General features: G+C 71.9%; 15 protein-coding genes and 1 pseudogene. 7 read left to right on the top strand and 9 right to left on the bottom strand.

Annotated features, from left to right (window positions below; all coding sequences use genetic code 11):
• Position 1: 1 nt before the first annotated feature.
• From DY218_RS33465 to DY218_RS33450, 4 genes are all read right to left on the bottom strand, one after another.
• On the bottom strand, positions 2-973 hold the full coding sequence (locus tag DY218_RS33465) for a hypothetical protein (protein WP_128559955.1): 972 nt from the start codon (positions 971-973) through the stop codon (positions 2-4).
• A gap of 121 nt (positions 974-1094) precedes the next feature.
• On the bottom strand, positions 1095-2669 hold the full coding sequence (locus DY218_RS33460) for a phytoene desaturase family protein (protein WP_128559954.1): 1575 nt from the start codon (positions 2667-2669) through the stop codon (positions 1095-1097).
• Between the two features lie 99 nt (positions 2670-2768).
• Positions 2769-4997, bottom strand: coding sequence for a serine/threonine-protein kinase (locus tag DY218_RS33455; RefSeq protein ID WP_128559953.1), 2229 nt, complete (start codon positions 4995-4997; stop codon positions 2769-2771).
• The gene (locus DY218_RS33450; RefSeq protein ID WP_128559952.1) at positions 4979-5905 is read right to left on the bottom strand and encodes an oxygenase MpaB family protein; all 927 of its coding nucleotides are present in this window, start codon (positions 5903-5905) and stop codon (positions 4979-4981) included. Before DY218_RS33450 ends, DY218_RS33455 begins: the two co-directional genes overlap by 19 nt.
• Positions 5906-6101: 196 nt before the next feature.
• Between DY218_RS33450 and DY218_RS33445 the strand changes: the two genes are divergently transcribed.
• The 3 genes from DY218_RS33445 to DY218_RS33435 are packed head-to-tail and all read left to right on the top strand — an operon-like array spanning position 6102 to position 7668.
• The gene (locus tag DY218_RS33445) at positions 6102-6575 is read left to right on the top strand and encodes a nuclear transport factor 2 family protein (RefSeq protein ID WP_128559951.1); all 474 of its coding nucleotides are present in this window, start codon (positions 6102-6104) and stop codon (positions 6573-6575) included.
• Positions 6576-6607: 32 nt separating this feature from the next.
• A complete protein-coding gene (locus DY218_RS33440; protein WP_128559950.1) occupies positions 6608-7273 on the top strand; it encodes a TetR/AcrR family transcriptional regulator in 666 nt (221 codons plus the stop codon).
• The gene (locus tag DY218_RS33435) at positions 7270-7668 is read left to right on the top strand and encodes a PPOX class F420-dependent oxidoreductase (RefSeq protein WP_267899399.1); all 399 of its coding nucleotides are present in this window, start codon (positions 7270-7272) and stop codon (positions 7666-7668) included. The genes DY218_RS33440 and DY218_RS33435 overlap by 4 nt, the downstream gene beginning before the upstream one ends.
• Before the next feature lie 12 nt (positions 7669-7680).
• Here the strand turns inward: DY218_RS33435 and DY218_RS33430 are convergent, their stop codons facing one another.
• Both DY218_RS33430 and DY218_RS33425 read right to left on the bottom strand, forming a co-directional pair.
• Entirely contained in the window at positions 7681-8883 is a 1203-nt protein-coding gene (locus DY218_RS33430; protein WP_128559949.1) for an acyl-CoA dehydrogenase family protein, read from the bottom strand.
• Positions 8884-8984: 101 nt separating this feature from the next.
• A pseudogene (locus DY218_RS33425) lies at positions 8985-9961 on the bottom strand (GNAT family N-acetyltransferase).
• A gap of 334 nt (positions 9962-10295) precedes the next feature.
• Between DY218_RS33425 and DY218_RS33420 the strand changes: the two are divergent.
• Positions 10296-13628, top strand: a complete 3333-nt coding sequence (locus tag DY218_RS33420) for a family 78 glycoside hydrolase catalytic domain (protein WP_128559948.1) — start codon at positions 10296-10298, stop codon at positions 13626-13628.
• A gap of 21 nt (positions 13629-13649) precedes the next feature.
• Here the strand turns inward: DY218_RS33420 and DY218_RS33415 are convergent, their stop codons facing one another.
• From DY218_RS33415 to DY218_RS33405, 3 genes are all read right to left on the bottom strand, one after another.
• Positions 13650-14531 carry a bile acid:sodium symporter family protein gene (locus DY218_RS33415; RefSeq protein ID WP_128559947.1) on the bottom strand — a complete coding sequence of 294 codons (882 nt, stop codon included), beginning with the start codon at positions 14529-14531 and terminating at the stop codon, positions 13650-13652.
• Positions 14532-14614: 83 nt separating this feature from the next.
• Positions 14615-15133 carry a GNAT family N-acetyltransferase gene (locus DY218_RS33410; protein ID WP_128559946.1) on the bottom strand — a complete coding sequence of 173 codons (519 nt, stop codon included), beginning with the start codon at positions 15131-15133 and terminating at the stop codon, positions 14615-14617.
• An 84-nt stretch (positions 15134-15217) separates the two neighbouring features.
• Positions 15218-15589: a hypothetical protein gene (locus DY218_RS33405; protein ID WP_128559945.1), complete on the bottom strand. Its 372-nt coding sequence runs from the start codon at positions 15587-15589 to the stop codon at positions 15218-15220.
• 142 nt (positions 15590-15731) lie between these two features.
• Between DY218_RS33405 and DY218_RS33400 the strand changes: the two genes are divergently transcribed.
• From DY218_RS33400 to dhaK, 3 genes are all read left to right on the top strand, one after another.
• Entirely contained in the window at positions 15732-17126 is a 1395-nt protein-coding gene (locus tag DY218_RS33400; protein ID WP_128559944.1) for an NADP-dependent succinic semialdehyde dehydrogenase, read from the top strand.
• Positions 17127-17275: 149 nt separating this feature from the next.
• A complete protein-coding gene (locus DY218_RS33395; RefSeq protein ID WP_128559943.1) occupies positions 17276-18517 on the top strand; it encodes a PucR family transcriptional regulator in 1242 nt (413 codons plus the stop codon).
• A 165-nt stretch (positions 18518-18682) separates the two neighbouring features.
• Positions 18683-19675: a dihydroxyacetone kinase subunit DhaK gene (gene dhaK / locus DY218_RS33390; protein ID WP_128559942.1), complete on the top strand. Its 993-nt coding sequence runs from the start codon at positions 18683-18685 to the stop codon at positions 19673-19675.
• Positions 19676-19706: the final 31 nt, after the last annotated feature.

Raw genomic sequence — 19706 nt, 5'->3', positions numbered from 1 at the left:
GTCAGTACCGCTGTTGGCCCTGGCCGTATCCCTGCCCCTGGCCGGGCGCGGGCGGTTGACCGTACGGCTGCTGACCGTACTGCGGCTGCTGCTGGCCGTAGGGTCCGGGCTGCGGCTGAGGCTGCCCGTACGGGTCCTGCGGCTGCCCGTACGGCTGTGCCTGCGGCTGCCCGTACGGCTGTGCGTGTCCCTGCGGCTGAGGTGCGGCGTGCGGCGGCGCCTGCTGCGGGTAGCCGTACCCGGCGGCCCCCGGCGGGTAGGCGTAGGCCGGGCCGCCCGGCGGAACCGCACCGTACGCCGGAGCACCCTGCGCAGCCGCACCGTACGCGGGCCCCGCGGGCTGCTGCGGCAGACCGCCGAACGGGTTGCCGTGGCCGGGCAGCGATCCGCCCGGCGGCACGTACCGCACCCGACCGGTCTCGTCGGTGACCGGCGCGTACCCGAGCGCCCCGAGGCGGGCGGCGAACTTGGCGTTGCGCTTGCGGTTCCACACGAAGCCGAGGCCGAGCAGCGCCATCATTCCGATCCAGGCGACCGCGACGAAGGTGACACCGGTGCCCGTGGCGCGCAGGGCGCCGATCGCGGCTCCCACCGTGATGCCGAGCGCGCCCATCATCATGCGCTTCTCGCCGTTCTTGCCGGTGAGGTCGAAGTTGATGCGCGCCTTGAGCACGTCCAGGGCCTGGGGGTCCTCGGGCGGCCGCGGCCCGCCGTTGCCCGCCTGCGGGTACTGGGCCCAGGACTGGGCCGCGCGCTGCTGCCCCTGCGGCGTGCCGTCGGGCACGATCAGCAGCTTCAGGCCGTTGCCCTGCGGCCCTCCGCCGTGCCGTACGTCCGCGTACTGGTACCCGTACTGCTCGGCCAGGAAGGCGAGCCGGGAGAGCTTCTTGACCGACGCCATGGGGCTGGCGAGCTCCACGGCCTCACCGCTCGCCATCAACTCGAACATCTTGCGAACCTGCCGGTCACCCATGACCGCCCCTCCCGTATCCCGACCCGTGTCCCTGGTGACACCCGTGCCGCTGCCGACACCTGGATCAGCGCGGGCCAGCCTTTCACATCCTGCTGTGGACTCCCGCCCCGCCGGTGAGACGTCACGCAGGGCCCTGGCGTCCGAGTACCGCCATCGCCGCATTGTGCCCGGGGATCCCGCTGACGCCGCCGCCGCGCACCGCGCCCGCTCCGCACAGCAGGACGTTGGCGTGCGCGGTCTCCACGCCCCAGCGGCCGGTGCTCTCCTCGGCGTACGGAAAGGCGAGGTCGCGGTGGAAGATGTTGCCGCCGGGCAGGCGCAGGTCCCGCTCCAGGTCGAGGGGTGTGCGCGCCTCGATGCACGGCCTGCCCTGCGCGTCGGTGGCCAGGCAGTCCGCGAGCGGTTCGTCGAGATGGGCGTCGAGCTGCGCGAGGGTGGCGGCGAGCAGGGTGTCGCGCACCGCGTCGTGGCCCTCGCGAGGAAACAGCCGGGCGGGCGTGTGCAGCCCGAAGAGGGTGAGGGTGTGCCAGCCGTGCTGCGCCGGTTCCGGGCCGAGGATGGACGGGTCGGTCAGCGTGTGGCAGTAGATCTCGGACGGGGGCGCCGAGGGGAGTTCGCCGCGAGCGGCCTGGTCGTGCGCGGCGGCCAACTCGGCGTACCCCTCGGCCACATGGAAGGTGCCGGCGAAGGCCGACCGGGGGTCGGTGTCGCGGTCGCGCAGCCTCGGCAGGCGTCGCAGCACCATGTTGACCTTCAACTGGGCGCCCTCCGCCGGAGGTTGCGGCTCAGGTTCGCCGAGCAGCCTGGCCAGCTCCTGCGGTGCGGCGTTGACCAGGACGTGCTGTGCCGCGACCGCTCCTTCGGCGTCCTCGGTGCGGTAGGTGACCTCGGCCCGCTGTCCGTCGGTCTCGATGCGGACCACCTCGTACCCCGTCGCCAGCACCGCCCCCGCGTCCCGGGCGGCATCGGCGAGCGCGTCGGTGAGGGCGCCCATGCCGCCGACGGGGACGTCCCAGTCGCCGGAGCCACCGCCGATCACGTGGTAGAGGAAGCAGCGATTCTGCCGCAGCGAGGGGTCGTGCGCTCCGGCGAAGGTGCCGATGAGCCCGTCGGTGAGGACGACCCCACGCACCAGGTCGTCGTCGAAGTACCGCTCGACGGCCTGTCCGAGCGGCTCCTCGAAGAGCGAGCGCCAGGCCTCCTCGTCGTCGACGACCGCCCGCAGTTCCTGTCGGGTCGGCAGCGGTTCGGTCAGCGTCGGGAACACCTTCCGCGCCACCCGGCCGGTCATTGAGTAGAACCGCTGCCAGGCCTCGAACTCGCGGTCCGATCCGGTGAGCCGGCCGAACGCCTCGCGATTGCGCCGCTCCCCCTTGGTGACGAGCAGTCCGGTGGCCCGCCCGTCGCGCACGACCGGGGTGTACGAGGACACGTCGCGTCCGCGTACCGCGAAGGTCAGCCCGAGGTCCCGCACGATCTTCTTGGGCAACAGGCTGACCAGGTACGAGTAGCGGGAGAGCCGTGCGTCCACTCCGTCGAAGGCGTAGCTGGAGACGGCCGTTCCGCCGGTGTGGCCGAGGCGTTCGAGGACGAGCACGGAGCGGCCCTCGCGGGCCAGATAGGCGGCGGCGACCAGGCCGTTGTGACCGCCGCCGACGATCACGGCGTCATAGCTGGCAGGTGCGGGTGCAGGCATGGCTCTTGGTAACACGTACCGCACCGCGCGGCCAGGAGTGAGCGGCCGACGCGCAGTACGCGCGCGGCCCTGGCACGGTGCCGGCGACCGCCCACCCGGTCAGGGTGCCTGCGTACCGCTGCCGCGCTGCCGGCGCAGGGCGGCCACCCGCCGGTACAGGTCGACCGCCTCGGCGCTGCGTCCGAGCTGCTCCAGGCAGTGCGCCTCGTCGTTGCGGCTGGCCAGGGCGTCCGGGTGTTCCGGGCCCAGCACCCGGTCACGGGACGCGGCGACCTGCCGGTATTCGGCGAGGGCGTCGGACCAGCGGCCCAGCCAGCCGAGACCGACGGCGACCTCGCGGCGGCTGACCAGGGTGTCGGGGTGTTCCGGGCCGAGCACCCGGCCGCGGATCGCGGCCACGTTGCGCGCCTCGTCGAGGGCCTCTTCCCAGCGGCCGAGGCGGCCCAGGTTCACCCCGAGGCCGTGCCGGGCGCGGAGCGTCTCCGGGTCGCCCGGGCCGTGCACCCGGGACCGGTCGTCCACGAGCTCGCGGTAGAGGGTGAGGGCCTCCGCGCTGCGGCCGAGCCGGCCGAGGCTGATGCCGACCTCGTAGCGGGCCGCGAGGGTGTCCGGATGGTCGCGTCCGAGGGATCGCGCACGGGCGTCGGCGACCTCCCGATAGGTCTGCAGCGCCTCGTTCCACCGGCCCAACTGGCCGAGTGCGTACGCCACTTCGTAGCGGGTGACCAGGGTGTCCGGATGGGTCTCGCCGAGCACCCGGGCGCGGGCCGCGGCGACGTCGACGGCCATCCGGTGCGAGTCCTCGAGCCGGCCGAGGCGGCTGAGGTTGAAGGCGAGGTTGTGCCGGCAGCGCAGGGTGTCCGGGTGGTCGGCGCCCATGGCGCGCTCCCGCGAGGCGAGCACATTGGTGTACATCTGGTGCGCCTCGAAGTGGCGGCCGAGCTGGCCGAGCACGTATGCGATCTCCTGCCGCGCGGCGAGACTGTCGGCGTGCTCGGCGCCGAGCGTGCGGGCGCGGCCCTCGGCGACCTTGGTGTATTCGCGCAGCGCGTCCGCGGCGCGTCCGGTGCGGCTGAGCGTGAATCCGACCTCGTAGCGGCTGGCGAGGGTGTCCGGGTGGTCGGGGCCGAGCGCGTGCTCCCGCTCAGCGGCGACGGCGCGGTGCACCTCGCCCGCCTCCTCCCAGCGGCCGAGCCTGCCCAGGCTGAGTCCCGCGCTGTGCCGGCTGGTGAGTACGGCGAGCAACTCGGGTGACGGGGTGGGCCGTCGGGGCTCGGAGAGCACGGCGCCCGGCCGGCCCGGCGCCCGCGGGATCCATTCGCCGGTCAGTCCGGCGGAGGTGTCGGGCGGCGGTGTCCGGGCGGCGGCCGCGCCCGCCTTGCGCCCGGTGGTCATGCCGCGGGTCCAGGAGGGCAGCCGCTGTTCGCGGCGGCCGGACGGTGCCGGGGCGATGCCGGCCGGTGCCGGGGCAGCCGCGCCGGAGCGGGCCCGGGCCACCCGGTGGGCCAGTTCCCTGGCGTCGCCGGGGCGTCCGTCGGGGGACTTGGCGAGCAGGTCGAGGACGATCCGCTCCATGAAGTCCGGAAGTTCGGGGCGGTGCGACCGGGGCGACTGCGGCGGGGTGTCGCGATGCCCGACGAGTACCGCCCAGGCGTCCTCCATGTCGAAGGGCGGGACCCCGGTGGCGATCTCGTACAGCACACAGCCGAGCGAGTAGAGGTCGCTGCGGTGGTCGACCTGGCTGCCGCCGATCTGCTCCGGCGACATGTAGTGCGGGGTGCCCATCGCGATGCCGGTGCCGGTGAGCTTCGAGGTGAAGCCGATGTCGTGGCCGAGCCGCGCTATGCCGAAGTCGCAGATCTTCACCGTGCCGTCGGTGAGCCGCATGATGTTGGCCGGCTTCAAGTCGCGGTGCACGATGCCCTGTTCATGGGTGTACGCGAGGGCGTGGGCGACCTGCTCGGTGATGTCGACTATGCGGTCGACGGGCAGCGGGTGCTGCTTGTTGTCCTCCAGGAGCTGGCTCAGATTGCGGCCCTCGAGCAGCTCCATCACCAGGAAGAGCAGGCCCTCGTGCTCCCCGAAGTCGTGCACGACGGTGACTCCGCGGTGCTGCAGGGCGGCGGCGACCCGTGCCTCGCGGCGGAACCGCTCGCGCAGCACCGTGGTGAACGAGGCCTCCTGCTGCGGACCGAGCGGCTTGAGGCACTTCACGGCCACCTGGCGGCCGAGCGATTCGTCGCGCGCCCGCCACACCTCACCCATGCCACCGCGCCCGATCAGATCGAGCAGCCGGTACCGGCCCTGGATCAGCCTGGTGTCCGCCATCTCGTGCTGTCGCCCCCGTCGCGTAGCTGCGCCCTCCCCGGCCCGTCCAGTATGGCCGCAGGGTCCCGGAGTTTGTACGGGGCCGGGCGGCTGCCCGGCCCGAGTCGTGCCATGGCGCGCAGAATGTGCTTCGGCGGCAGCTGCCAGCGCACCCGGGCGGGCACGGCCCGCAGGATGTTACCGGCCGCCCGCAGCCGCAGGTCGACCCTCCCCGCCGGCGGCGCCGGACGTCCGTACAGGTCGTGGGCGTAGGCGGGCAGCGAGTCGTAGGCGAGGTGGGCGACCCGGCTCCAGAGCAGCTCGCGGCCCGGCACCAGGAGCGGCCGCACGGGCGGCCGGCGCAGGAATTCGTCGACCTCGCGGGCCTCGGGCCCCGCGGCCAACTCGGCCCGCATCGAAGCGAAATACCCGGCGAGCTGCTTCCGGTTCGCCGGTACGGCGGCGGGGTCGAGGCCGACCAGACGGGCGCTCTCGCGGTGCTCGTCGATGTACCGGTCGGCGTGCGCGTCCGTCATCCGCAGCCCCGATCTGCGGGCCACCGCGAGATACGAGTCGATCTCGGCGCAGTGCACCCACCGCAGAAGTTCCGGTTCGTCGACGCCATAGGTCTCGCCGGTGTCCGGATCGGTCGCCGTGAGGAAACTGTGAATCTTCCGCACTCTGGCCCCGGCACGCTCCGCCGCCTCGGCCGTCCCGTAACTGATGGTGCCGACGAAACCGGCGGTGCGCATGAGCCGGCCCCAGGCGTCCTTGCGGAAGTCGGAGTTCTGCATCACGCCGCGCACCGCGCGCGGATGCAGCGCCTGCAGATACAGCGCCCGCACCCCCGCGATCCACATCATCGGATCACTGTGCACCTGCCAGGTCACCGACCTGGGCCCGAAGAGTCCGGGATCCGCCTCACCCATGGGACGACCTCCTGCCCGCAGAGTACGCAGGCGCCCTGGGCCCCGTCTGCACCGCCGGTGCGACGGCGCAAGCCCCACAGCCACCTCGACTTGCTTTTGCGACGACCTGTCGTAACGTTTACGACAGGTTGTCGCGTACGGACGCCGGTGTGTACCGCGTCATGACGTACGCGACGGAGAGAATCGAGGCAGACCCATGACCGCAGAGACCGATCGCGCCGAACTCATCCAACTGTTCGGCCACTACGCCGACATCGCGGACCGGAAGGAGTTCGACGAGCTGCCCGGCCGCGTCCTCACCGATCCGCTCACGCTCGACTTCGAGTCGGTGTCCGGAATCCCGCCGATGGAGGTTCCGCTCGCCGAGTACGTCGAGGTCCTCCGCGGCTCCTTTGCGCCCTTCACGGCGACCCATCACGCCATCACGGGGCACGTCGTCGAGCTCGACGGCGACCGTGCGACGATTCACGCGCACGTCCGCGCCGAACACTGGGTCCCCGCCGAGGTCGCCGACGGCGGCCCGGACCGCTGGCTGGTGGTCGGCTTCTACGACAACGAGGCGGTCCGCACCCCGGACGGCTGGCGATTCAGCCGCGTGCAGCTCACCGCCGCTCACCAGGAGAACACGCATCTGGCGAGTGCCGCCCTGCCCTCTGAGCAGGCAGGCTAGAAGAGCAGGGACACGAGGAAGGCAGGAGCCGGATGCCGCGTATCTGGGGCGCGAGCCTCGAGGAGCACCACCAGAAGGTGTGGGACGACCTCGCCGAGGCCACACGGCAGTTGCTGCTCGAGCGCGACTACGAATCGATCACCATGGGTCACATCGCGGCCCGGGCCGGCCTCGCGCGCAACACCTTGTACAACTACGCGGCGAACAAGGCCGCATTGGTCCGGGCGCTGACGCAGCGGGCCAGTCTGCCCGCCGTGGAGCGTGTGGCCGCGATCGCCGGCCGGCCGGCGCAGTCGGCCGCCGAGCGCCTGTCGGCAATCATCGATGTCGTCCTGGAGGCGTCCACGGACCCTTCGCTGCATCTGATGTTCCGGCCGGGATCCGGACAGCCGGTCGCGGAGGTCCCGGAGGGACCGGACAATCCGTTCTACGCGATCGTCCTCGAGGTGGAGAACGTCGTGCGGGACGGTATCGCGCGCGACGAGTTCCGGCAGGTCGGCGATGTGCCACTCACCGTGCAGTTGCTCTCGGGTGTCATGCGAGCCGGCGCCGAACGCATCGGCAGGGACCCGGCCGCCTTCGCGGACACGGTCCGTTCGGCACGGGAGATCGTCCTGGCGTCCCTGGCCGTGCACCCCGGCCGGAACACCCCGGCCGATCCCCGGTCCACGCCGCATGCCGTGGCGGACAGCCGGTGACCGCCCTGGATCCGGCCACCGCGGCAGCCCTGGCACGGGCCCGCTACGTCAGCCTCACGATGTATCGCAAGGACGGATCCCCCGTGGCCACGCCGGTCTGGCACGTGATGAACGAGGGGCTCCTCTACATCTGGACCGAGGCCGCGTCCTGGAAGGTCGAGCGACTGCGCCGGGACCCACGGGTCAGGGTCGTGGTCTGCGACGTGCGCGGCCGGATCTCACCCGGCGCCCCGGAAGCGGCGGGCACCGGGCGGCTGCTGGACGCCGACGGGACGCGGATGGTGCGGCGCCTCCTCGACCGCAAGTACCTGATGGCCCGCATCGGCAATGTGTACTCCGCCGTGTCCGGCAGGCGCCGCCGTCACCCCGTCGTCGCCGTGGAGGTCACTCTCTGACCGGTTCTGCGTTCAGCGCCGCACGCGGGGCATGGCGAGGCCGATCCAGGAGATGATCTCGCGCTGGATCTCGTTGTTGCCGCCGCCGAAGGTGAAGATCACGGCGCTGCGGTAGCCGCGTTCGAGTTCGCCGTTGAGTACCGCGCCGGCCGAGCCCTCCTTGAGGGGGCCCGCGGCGGCGACGATCTCCAGGAGCCAGGCGTAGGCGTCGCGGCGGGCCTCGGAGCCGTAGACCTTGACGGCGGAGGCGTCCTGCGGGGTGAGGGTGCCGTTCTGTACGGCGTTCACCATCTGCCAGTTGAGGAGCTTCATCGCGTCGAGCCGGGCGTGGGTGCGGGCCAGGCGCTGCTTGACCCAGCCGAGGTCGATGACGCGGCGGCCGTCGGTGAGTTTGGTGCCGAACGCCCAGCGCTGGACGTCGTGCAGGGCGCGGATCGCCATGGTGCCGTGTGCGGCGAGGGTGACGCGCTCGTGGTTGAGCTGGTTGGTGATCAGGCGCCAGCCCTTGTTCTCCTCGCCGACGCGGCGGGAGGCGGGGACGCGGATATTCTCGTAGTAGCTGGCGGTGGTGTCGTGCGAGGCGAGGGTGTTGATCAGGGTGCAGGAGTAGCCGGGGTCGTCGGTCGGCACCAGGAGCATGGTGATGCCCTTGTGCGGCGGGGCGTCGGGGTCGGTGCGCACGGCGAGCCAGACCCAGTCCGCGGTGTCGCCGTTGGTGGTCCAGATCTTCTGGCCGTCGACCACGTAGGTCCCGGTCTCCGTGTCGCCCTCGCGTACGGCTCGCGTCTTCAGGGCGGCGAGGTCGGTGCCCGCGTCCGGTTCGCTGTAGCCGATGGCGAAGTCGATCTCGCCGGAGAGGATCTTCGGCAGGAAGTACGCCTTTTGTTCATCGGTGCCGAACTGCATGATCGTCGGTCCGACGGTGTTGAGCGCCATCAGCGGCAGCGGTACGACGGCCTGCGCAGCCTCGTCGAAGAAGATGAACTGTTCTACGGGGCCGAGGCCGCGGCCGCCGTACTCCTTCGGCCAGCCGACGCCGAGCCAGCCGTCGGCGCCGAGGCGCCGGATCGTCTCTCGGTAGAAGCGCTTCTGCTCGGCCGGATCGGCGGCGGGCGCGGCCCCTTCCGCCGTGTCGCGGTCGGGCATGACCTCGGCGAAGTACGCGCGCAGTTCGGTGCGCAACTGCTGTTGTTCCGGCGTGTATTCGAGGTGCACGGCCCCTCCAGACGTCGCGGTTCTGCGGCGGCGCACACCGTAGAACGTGTTCCAACAATGCGGAAGGGGCACGACGTCTCACCCGGTGCGGGCCGCCGCGCTCAGTCCCAGACCAGGTTCAGGGTGCGCTCGAAGTTGACGTATCCCGCACGGGCGAAGGCCTTCGCCATGGGGACGTTCGCGAGGTCCGTCGAGGCCCTGATGCGGTCGACGCCGGCGTCCGCCAGGATGCGGGTGCCCTCGGCGAGGATCTCGTCGATGTGGCCGCGGCCGCGGTGGGCGGGCAGCACTCCGAGGTACGCGATGATCGGGTGGTAGTTGTTGCGGGCGGGGACGACGAAACCCACGGGCCCGCCCCCGTCCGGAAGTTCGGCGATGCGCCACCATTCCCGCGGGCTCTTGAACCGCGCGAACTCGTCGTCGTAGTGCGCCTCGGCGACCTCGCGCGCGGTCATGCCCGATGCCAGGTCCGCCCGGCTGTGGGCGTCGAGAGTGCCCTCCAGAACCGGCACCATGAGCCCGAGGAGATCCTCGCGGTCCGCGACCGGGCGGAAGACGAGCCGTACGCCGGCCTTCGGGAGCGGGGACGAGGGGTCCACTGCAGCCGCAGCCGCTCGACGAACAGCCGCGCACCTGTGCCCTCGAGGACGCGGGTGCGGGCTTCGACCACCTCGCGGGCCGTGGCGTCCTCGCGCCAGTCGGGCGGGACGAAGCGGCCGTACTCCGGGAGCTTCCCGCCGTACGGGACGACGGCCGCGGTGGCCGCCTCGAAGAGCCGCAGGCCGATCTCGTCGCGCACCGGGCGGGGCAGGGTGTCGTCGACGTCGAAGTAGTCGAACTGCAGCGGGACTTCGCCGCCCGGGGTGGTCCACCAGGCGAGCCGGGCCAGCAGCCGGTCGCCGTCCAGGGCCACCCATGTCCACTCGGGCCGGCGGCGCCCTGCGGCGAAGTCGTCGGCCAGCTCGTGGTCGAGGACATAGGTGAGTCTGCAGAAGAGGGCGATCTCCTCGGGGCCGGTCAGCGGGCGGTACGTCACCGAGGTCGGCGTCAAGACAACTCCTGTGCAGAGGGACGGCATGGTGAACCCGTCATGTCGTACCTCCCGGGATCACCGGCTGTCCACCGGCACCGAGCCACGCCCGCCGGCGCGGAGCAGATCGGAGTCCTCGGCGGCGCGCATCGGAGTCTCGGCGGAGCACATCGGCGTCCTCAAAGGACTCTCCCTGCACACCTCTTGAGTCGATGCTCGCGAGCGCTCTAGGATCCCGAACAGCACTTGAAACGATTCATCATGGATGTGCACAGCATCGGACAGCGTGGCGACCGCTCGTGGGCGCACCGTCGTTCCGCCGCGTCACTGCACCCAACCACCCCTGCAGCACACCTCGTTGCCCACCTCCAGGAGCGCGTCGATGAGCACTGAGCAGCCGAACCACGACGGAACTGACGGAGCCCCCGTAACCAGCGTCACCGGCGTCCCCGGCGACCGCGCCTGGAACCGTCGCACCTTCCTGAGAACCTCGGCCGCCGGAGCGGGAGTGGGCCTGATGGCCCTGAACCCGGCCCCGGCGACCGCGGCCCCCGACGACCGGGCCGAACGACCGGCGAGGAGCGGCGTGCTGAAGATCGAGCGCACCACTGTCGAGTACGCGACCGCGCTGCTCGGCACCGATGTGGCGAAGCCGCGGCTCGCCTGGGAGTTGTCGGCGCCCGGCAAGGGTGCCCGGCAGAGCGCCTACCAGGTGCGGGTGTTCGCCGGCGCCGAGCCGCCGGGCGACGGCGGGCGCCCGCTGTGGGACTCGGGCCGTGTCGAGTCGGCGGACACCTGCGGCGTCCCGTACGGAGGGCCGGCGCTCGAGCCGCGTACCCGCTACCACTGGCAGGTCCGGGTCTGGGACGGGGACGGCCGGCCCTCGGCGTGGAGCACCGCACGCTGGTGGGAGACGGCGCTCGGCAAGGACGACTGGAAGGGGCACTGGATCGGTGCGCCCGCGGCTCCCGAGCCGCCCGGCTTCGAGGGCGCGTCCTGGATCTGGTCGCCCGGCGCGACGCCCGAGGACGCGCCGGCGGGGCCCCGGTGGTTCCGCGGCGCTCTCGAACTGCCGGACGGCGCCGAGGTGTCCAAGGCCGAGGTCGTCGCGACCGCGGACGACGACTTCACTCTGTATCTGGACGGCGGGGACGTCCTGCACGCTCCCGAGCAGACCGACGGCTGGCGCTCCGGGCGGTACGCGGACGTGACCGAGCAGGTCCGCGGGGCCGGCGGCAAGGTCGTGCTCGCCGCCCGGGCCACCAACCGGGGCGAGGCCGAGGTGAATCCGGGCGGGCTGCTCGTCCGCCTGGTGGTGACGACCGCGGACGGCGAGCTCACCTGTGTGACGGGGGACGGCTGGCGTACCAACGACGAGGAGCAGGAGGGCTGGACGGGGGCGGACTTCGACGACTCCGGCTGGGCGGAGGCCGAGGTGCTGGTGCCGTTCGGCGAGGGCCCCTGGGGCGACGACGCCCAGGTCGCCGCGGACGAGCAGCCGGCACCGCTGCTGCGCCGGGAGTTCACCGTCGGCAAGCCGGTGGCCCGGGCGCGCCTGTACCTCAGCGGTCTGGCGTACTACGAGGCGGAGCTGAACGGACGCCGGGTCGGGCGCCAGGTCCTTGACCCCGGGTTCACCGACTACGACAAGACCGTCCTGTACGCGGTGCACGATGTGACCGAGCACGTCCGCAAGGGCCGCAACGCGATCGGGGTGACGCTCGGCCGCGGTTTCTACGGCATGACCACCACCAACGTCTGGAACTGGCACAAGCCGCCGTGGCACGGCGAGCCCCGGCTGCTCGGCCAGCTGGAGATCGACCACCCGGACGGCAGTCGCAGCACGGTCGCCTCCGACGGCTCCTGGCGCATCACCGAGGGCCCCACCCGGTCCAACTCCCAGTACGCGGGCGAGACTTATGACGCCAGGAAGGCTCCGCGGGGCTGGACGGAACCGGGCTTCGACGACGGTGACTGGCAGCGGCCCGAGCGCCAGAAGGCCCCGAAGGGCGAGCTGCGGGCCCAGTCCCTGGAGCCCATCGAGGTCACGGACACGGTCAAGCCGATCGCGGTGAAGGCGCACGGCGACGACTGGATCGTGGACATGGGCCGCACACTGGCGGGCTGGACCCGGCTCAAGGTGCGGGCGGAGGCGGGCACGACCGTCCGCCTCGTGCACGGCGAGAAGCTCAAGGACGACGGCAGTGTGCACGCCGAGACCGACCATGTGCCCGGCAGGTTCCAGACGGACGAATACGTCTGTGCGGGCGGCGGCGATGAGGTGTGGGAGCCCAAGTTCTCGTACAAGGGCTTCCGTTACGTGCAGATCAGCGGGCTGCCCGAGAAGCCCGAGCCGGAGCAGGTGCTCGGCCGGCTCGTGCACTCGGCGGTCCGGGACACCGGCAGTTTCCGCTGCTCGGAGCCGATGTACGAGAAGCTCGAGAAGGCGATGCGGCGCACCGTCCTCAACAACCTCCACGGGTATCCGACGGACACCCCGATGTTCGAGAAGAACGGCTGGACGGGTGACGCCCAGGTCGGCGCCCCGACCATGATGTACGCCCTCGGCATGCACCGCTTCCTCGGCAAGTGGCTGGACGACCTGCGCGACAGCCAGAACGACAAGGGCCAGCCCCCGGTGATCGTGCCGAGCGGCGGCTGGGGCTACAAGGAGCTGGCGCCCACGCCCGAGTGGACCACCGTCTATCCGTTCCTGGTGCGCGAGATGTACCGGGTGTACGGCGACGAGCGCGTGGTGCGCGACCATCTGCCCGCCGTGATCCGCTACTTGGACTACGAGATCGACCGTCTCGAGGACGGTCTGGCGGTCACCGCGCTCGGCGACTGGCTGCCGCCCGGCCACCCCAGCGGCATCCCGCCGGAGGACACCCGGCTGACCGCCACCGCCTATCTCCACCGTGCGCTGACCGACACCGCGGAGATGGCCGATCTGATCGGCGAGGCCGGTGTGCGGGACCGGTACCGCAGCACCGCGGGCGAGCTGAAGGAAGCGTTCAACAAGGAGTTCCTCGGTCCGGACGGCCACTACCGCACGGCGAAGGACCCGGAGTACCGGCAGACGAACAACTGCCTCCCGCTGGCCTTCGGCCTGGTGCCGAAGGGCGCCCGGGCGAGCGTCGCCGACTCGCTGGTGGCCGACATCGAGGAGCGCGGCAACCATCTGAACACCGGCTGCCTCGGCACCAGCGTGCTGCTGCGCGCCCTGAGCGCCGCCGGCCACTCCGATGTGGCGCACGCGGTCGCCACGCAGACCACCTACCCGAGTTGGGGCTACTGGTTCGAGAACGGCGCCGACACCATGTGGGAGATGTGGGAGCTGGACTCGCGCTCCCGGGACCACTACTTCATGGGCACGGTCGCGCAGTGGCTGTACGAGAACGTGGCGGGGCTCAGGCCCGGCGACGCGGGCTACCGGACCTTCGTGGTCCGACCGGACGCCCGTACCGGCGTGGACTGGGCCCGCACCGAGTTCCACAGTGTGCGCGGCCCGGCCGAGGTCTCCTGGTCGCGGATCGACAAGGCGGTACGGCTGACCGTGCGGGTGCCGGTCGGCTCGACGGCCGAGGTGCATGTGCCCGCCGCATCGCGGTCCTCGGCCGAGGCGCCGCGCGGCGCGAAGTTTCTGCGCAGCGAGCCGGGGCACGTCATCTACCGGGTGGGGCACGGCAGTTGGGACTTCAGCGGGCGGCCGTGACCTCCTCGCGCCGCCGCTCGCTCAGGCGCGCGCCGCGGTCCTCGCGGCCGCGCGCCTGAGCAGCAGGCCCGCGGCGCCGGCCGTGAAGTACACCAGGATCGAGTACACCGCACTGGGTACGGCGATCTCGGCGCTGTCGAGCAGGGTCGGACTGAGGGCGATGGTCATGGCGAGCGAGGTGTTGTGCATGCCGATCTCCATGCACACCGCGACACCCTGTGCATGGCCGCCGCTGGCGAGCCGGGCGGCGCCGTAGCCGGTGGCCAGGGACACGATGCTGAACAGGGTGGCCACCAGGCCGACTTCGGCCAGGTACTCGCCCACGTTGCCGCGTTCGGCGACGAGTGCCGCCACGATCACACCGGCCAGGATGACCAGACTCAGCTGCTTCACCGGCCGCTCCGCACGCCGGGCGAGATCGATGCGCCGGGCCCGTACGTACATGCCGAGGCCGACGGGGATCAGGACGAGCGCGAACACCTGCAGGGTCTTGGTGAACTGCAGGCCGACCTGGCCACCGTCGCCCGGCTCGAACCAGTCGATGGCGAGATTGACCACCAGCGGCAGGGTGAACACCGCGAGCACCGAATTGATCGCGGTGAGCGTGATGTTGAGGGCGACGTCACCTCCGAAGAGATGGCTGTACACGTTCGCCATGGTGCCGCCCGGCGAGGCGGCGAGCAGCAGCATGCCGACGGCCGGTGCCGCGGCGAGGCCGAAGGCGAGTACCAGGCCGAAGCAGACGGCGGGCAGCAGCACGAGCTGACAGACGAGCGCCAGGATCACGGTGCGCGGGTACGTGGCGACCCGCCGGAAGTCGCCGACCGTGAGGCTCAGACCGAGCCCGAACATGATCACGGCGAGCACCAGCGGCACCAGGACGGTGACCAGGGGAGAGTCCACCGGCACAGCGTGGGGCTACCGGGGCGCGGAGTCCATACCCGCGACGGCGGCGACTGGCGGTGCGCTCCGCCGCCCCGGCCGGGTCAGGGCAGCGGCTTCTCGAACCAGGCCACGTCCCAGTAGCGGCCGAACTTGCGGCCCACCTCGTGGAAGACGCCCCGGTGCTCGAACCCGAAGCGTTCGTGCAGCCGGAAGGAGGCCTCGTTGGGCACCGTGATCCCGGCGTAGGCGCGGTGCACGTCCTCCTCGGCGAGCGCGGCGAACAGCGCCGAGTAGAGCAGGGTGCCGAGTCCGCGGCCGGCGGCGTCCGGGTCGAGGTAGACGCTCGTCTCGACGGAGGTGAGATAGGCCTGCTTGGGCCGGAACGGGCTGCTGGTGGCGTATCCCAGGACGCGGCCGCCGGCCTCGGCGACGAGCAGGCGGTGCGGACCGTGCCCGGGGTGCGCGTCGAGCCACGCCTTGCGGTCCTCGACCGTGAACGGTTCGAGGTCGAAGGTGATCGGGGTCGCGGTGATGTAGTGGTTGTAGATCCGGGTCAGTTCCGCGAGGTCTCCCCCGGTCCCGGGCCTGATCTCGACCGCCTCGGCGTGCCGGTGCTGCATGTGCGCTGCCTCCTTGTACGGAGACGGACGCTAGCCGGGGCGCGTTTCACGCATGTTTCGCGGACCGCGGGCCGTGGGGTCGCCTCAGCCGCTGCTGGTCAGGGTCAGGTGGACGTCCTTCTCGCCGTCGCCGGACGCGGTCGCCTCGCCGCGGATCGCGAAGGCCGCGGCGAGCGCCTCGTGCAGCCGGTCCACCGCCGCGTAGCCGCCCTGGATGTCCGCGGTGACCTGGCCCGCGAGCGGTGCCGCCGGGGCCGTACCGCGCTCCCGTGAGGTGTCGAACGTCGTGGTCCAGACGCTCGGGTGCCCGTCGGAGGTCTGCGCCGGCGCGTGGTCGTCGGCCCGGTCGCAGGCGAAGGCGTCGCCCAGGACCGCGAAGACCGTGCGGGCGTCGTCCCTGCTGCAGTCGCTCAGCTCCACCACGACGTCCGCCGTGGTCCTCTTCGTCGCACTCACTGCTGACAGCTCCTTTCGGCGGCCCCGTCTCCAGGGTCGCGCGGGACGGCCGCCGGGGCGAGCGGGGCGCGGCGGCCGCCTTGCGTCCCCGTACGGGCGGCGGGAGGGTCGTAGGGAAGGGTTCCCGAGGAGGACGAGTGCCATGGCCATCGCGACCGTCGACCCCACCACCGGCGAGACCCTGATGACGTTCGAGGCCCTCGGGCCCGAGGAGGTCGAAGCGCGGCTCGCTGCCGCGGCGGCGGCCTTCGCCCGCCACCGGCTCACCTCGTTCGCCGAGCGCGCCGCGCTCCTGGAGCGGGCGGCCGACCTGCTCGAGGCCGACGAGCAGTCGATCGCCCGCACCATGACCACCGAGATGGGCAAGCCGGTGGCCGCAGCGCGCGCCGAGGCGGCGAAGTGCGTCAAGGCGATGCGCTGGTACGCCCGCAATGCCGAGCAGTTGCTCGCGGACGAGCTCCCTGCGGACGACGACGTACGGGATTCGGGGGCCGTACGGGCCGTGGTGCACTACCGCCCGCTCGGCGTGATCCTCGCCGTGATGCCGTGGAACTTCCCGCTGTGGCAGGTCGTGCGGTTCGCCGCGCCGGCCCTGATGGCGGGCAACACCTGTCTGCTCAAGCATGCGTCGAACGTCCCCCAGACCGCGCTCTACCTGCAGGAACTCTTCCGGCGTGCCGGGTACCCGGAAGGCTGTTTCCAGACACTCCTGATCGGCTCCGGCGCCGTGGAGGGCGTGCTGCGCGACCGGCGGGTGGCCGCGGCGACGCTGACCGGCAGCGAGCCGGCGGGCCGCGCGGTGGCGTCGGTGGCCGGCGACGAGATCAAGAAGACGGTGCTCGAACTCGGCGGCAGCGACCCGTATGTGGTGATGCCGACGGCCAACGTGGAGCGGGCCGCCGACACGGCGGTGACGGCCCGGGTCCAGAACAACGGCCAGTCCTGCATCGCCGCCAAGCGGTTCCTCGTACACGACGATGTGTACGAGCGGTTCGAGGAGCGGTTCGTCTCCGCCATGCGCGCCCTGACCGTCGGCGACCCGATGGAGGAGACCACCGATGTCGGTCCGCTCTCCTCGGAGCAGGGGCGCGACGATCTGGAGGAACTCGTCGACGACGCGGTGCGTCTGGGGGCGCGCACCCTGTGCGGCGGGCAGCGGCCCAAGGATCGTGACCGCGGCTGGTTCTACGAGCCGACGATCCTGGCCGGGGTCACCGACGCGATGCGCATCCACCGCGAGGAGGCCTTCGGCCCGGTCGCCACCCTGTACCGGATCGGGAGCCTGGACGAGGCGGTGGAGCTCGCCAACGACACGTCGTTCGGCCTGAGTTCCAATGTGTGGACCGACGACGAGGACGAGGTGCGGCGCTTCGTACGGGATCTGGAGGCGGGCGGGATCTTCTTCAACGGCATGACGGCCTCGCACCCCGGACTCCCCTTCGGTGGGGTGAAGCGGTCGGGATACGGACGCGAGCTGGCGGGGCAGGGCATCCGCGAGTTCTGCAACGCGACCACGCTGTCGTACCGGGACGCCTGATACGGGCAACTCGAGTGACGGACGGGACGAGGGAGTTGTCACGGGGGTGACAAGGTGTCCCACCGCCTTTGTGGCCGAACTACGGGCCGCGCCGCTCCCGTGCAGGTATGTTCACCGGACCTGTGTCCCTCACGCAGTTGGAGCAAGTCATGGTGAATGGTTCTCCGTTGCTGGTGGGCGACGGACCGCAGGGCGGTCCGGCGGATTCCCCGGGCAGTGCGGCGCAGCCCGTGCCGGACGGGCTGCACGAGCATCTGCGCCCCTTCCTTCCCGACATCACCGCCGAGGTCGTCCGGGCGATCCGCACGGAGATACCCGAGTACGCGCGGCCGATGGACGACACGTACATGCATGTGGTGAACCGCGGGGTGGAGGCGGCGCTCACCGGGTTCCTGGCCCGGCTCGGCGGGCCCGGTGTCGACTGGGAGCCGGTGCGGGCGACCTATCAGCACATCGGCCGCGGCGAGGCCGACGAGGGCCGCAGCCTCGACACCTTCCAGACCGCGCTGCGCCTCGGCGCCCGGGTGACCTGGCGCAGGGTCAGCGCGCTGGTCGAGGCGGAGAAGCTGCCGCGCCAGGTGCTCGCACCCTTCGGGGAGGCGCTTTTCCTGCATCTGGACGAGATGGCCGCTGCCACCGCGGCCGGATACACCGAGGCGCGGCTGCACGCCGCGGGTGAGCTGCAGCAGCGGCGGTCCCGTCTCATCGATCTGCTCACCACGGATCCGCCGGTGTCCGCCGAGGCGATCTCCGACCTGGCGGGCGCGGCGCAGTGGCCGCTGCCGAGGGAGTTGGCGGTGGTCGTCATCGATCATGCGCTGCCGCCGACCTCGGCGCGGCCGATCGTGCCGCCGGAGTTCCTGGCCCGCTTCGACGAGCAGCCCGGCCGGATCGTGGTGCCCGATCCCGAGGGGCCGGGGCGGGCCCGGGCGATCGCCGGAGCGCTGCACGGGATGCGGGCCGTGGTGGGGCCGACGGTCCCGCTGCGCGAAGGGGCCCGTTCGCTGCGCTGGGCGCTGGACGGGCTCGAGCTCTCGCGGCGCGGGGTGCTGCCCGACACGGAGGTCGTGTGCTGCTCGGACCATCTGTCCACGCTGCTGCTCTTCCAGGACGAGGCTTTGATCGACGCACTCGCCCAGCGCCATCTGCGTCCGCTGCGCAGTGTGAAGTCCCCGCAGCGCGAGCGGCTCGCGGAGACCCTGCTGTGCTGGCTGCAGAGCGGGCACAACGCCAGCGAGGTGGCGAGCCGCCTGGCCGTCCATCCGCAGACGGTCCGCTACCGGCTGCGCCAGCTGGACGAGGTTTTCGGTCCCGCCCTGCACGATCCGGCGGCCCAGTTCGACATGCAACTGGCTCTGTACGCGCGGAGTCTGCGGGCGTCGGGGTTGTGACGGTCCCGGTGCCGGCGGACGGCCCGGTTCGCGAGGACCGCCCGTGTCGGAGACTGTGCCGCTCGGGGGACACCGTCCGATACTGGCCCGAGGCGGCGATGCCCGGCCGGGTCGTCTCCCCGGACCGCGCCCGCCGCCGGCATCCAGCCCCTTTCGGAGGTACCCGTGAAGATGTTGATCAACGTGGCCGAGACCGTGGTCGCCGATGCGCTGCGCGGCATGGCGGCCGCGCATCCCGAGCTGACCGTGGACGTCGAGAACCGGGTGATCGTCCGCCGGGACGCTCCGGTGGCCGACAAGGTGGCGCTCGTGTCGGGCGGCGGCTCGGGGCACGAGCCGCTGCACGGCGGGTTCGTGGGACCCGGGATGCTGTCCGCGGCATGTCCGGGTGAGGTGTTCACCTCGCCGGTGCCGGACCAGATGGTGCGGGCGGCGGCGGCCGTGGACAGCGGTCGCGGTGTGCTGTTCGTGGTCAAGAACTACACGGGCGACGTACTCAACTTCGACATGGCCGCCGAGCTCGCCGAGGACGAGGGCATCCAGGTGGCCAAGGTCCTGGTCAACGACGATGTCGCCGTCACGGACAGCCTCTACACGGCGGGCCGGCGCGGCACCGGGGCCACCCTCTTCGTGGAGAAGCTGGCCGGCGCCGCTGCCGACGAGGGCATGCCGCTCGAGCGGGTCGAGGCGGTCGCCCGCCGGGTCAACGACCGGGCGCGGAGCTTCGGCGTGGCCCTGAGCGCCTGCTCGACACCGGCCAAGGGCGGACCTACCTTCGACCTGCCGGACGGCGAGCTGGAACTGGGCGTGGGCATCCACGGCGAGCCGGGCCGCGAGCGGCGGGCGATGATGACCTCGCGCGAGATCGCCGACTTCGCGGTCGACGCGGTCCTCGACGACCTGCAGCCGCGCAATCCCGTACTGCTCCTGGTGAACGGCATGGGCGCGACACCGCTCCTCGAGCTGTACGGCTTCCACGCGGAGGTGCAGCGCGTGCTCGCCGAACGGGACGTGGCCGTCGCCCGGGTCCTGGTCGGCAACTACGTGACGTCGCTCGACATGGCGGGCGCCTCCGTGACGCTGTGCGAGGCGGACGAGGAGCTGCTGCGGCTGTGGGACGCCCCGGTGCGGACGCCCGCGCTGCGCTGGGGCGTCTGAGCGGTCCCGACCCGGTCGGTCCGGTCCCGGG

The organism is Streptomyces triticagri, from assembly GCF_003429565.1.
In the GTDB taxonomy this organism is placed as follows: Bacteria; Actinomycetota; Actinomycetes; order Streptomycetales; family Streptomycetaceae; genus Streptomyces; species Streptomyces triticagri.
Note: the sequence above shows the minus strand (reverse complement) of the source record. Positions and strands in the feature narration are given on the sequence as shown.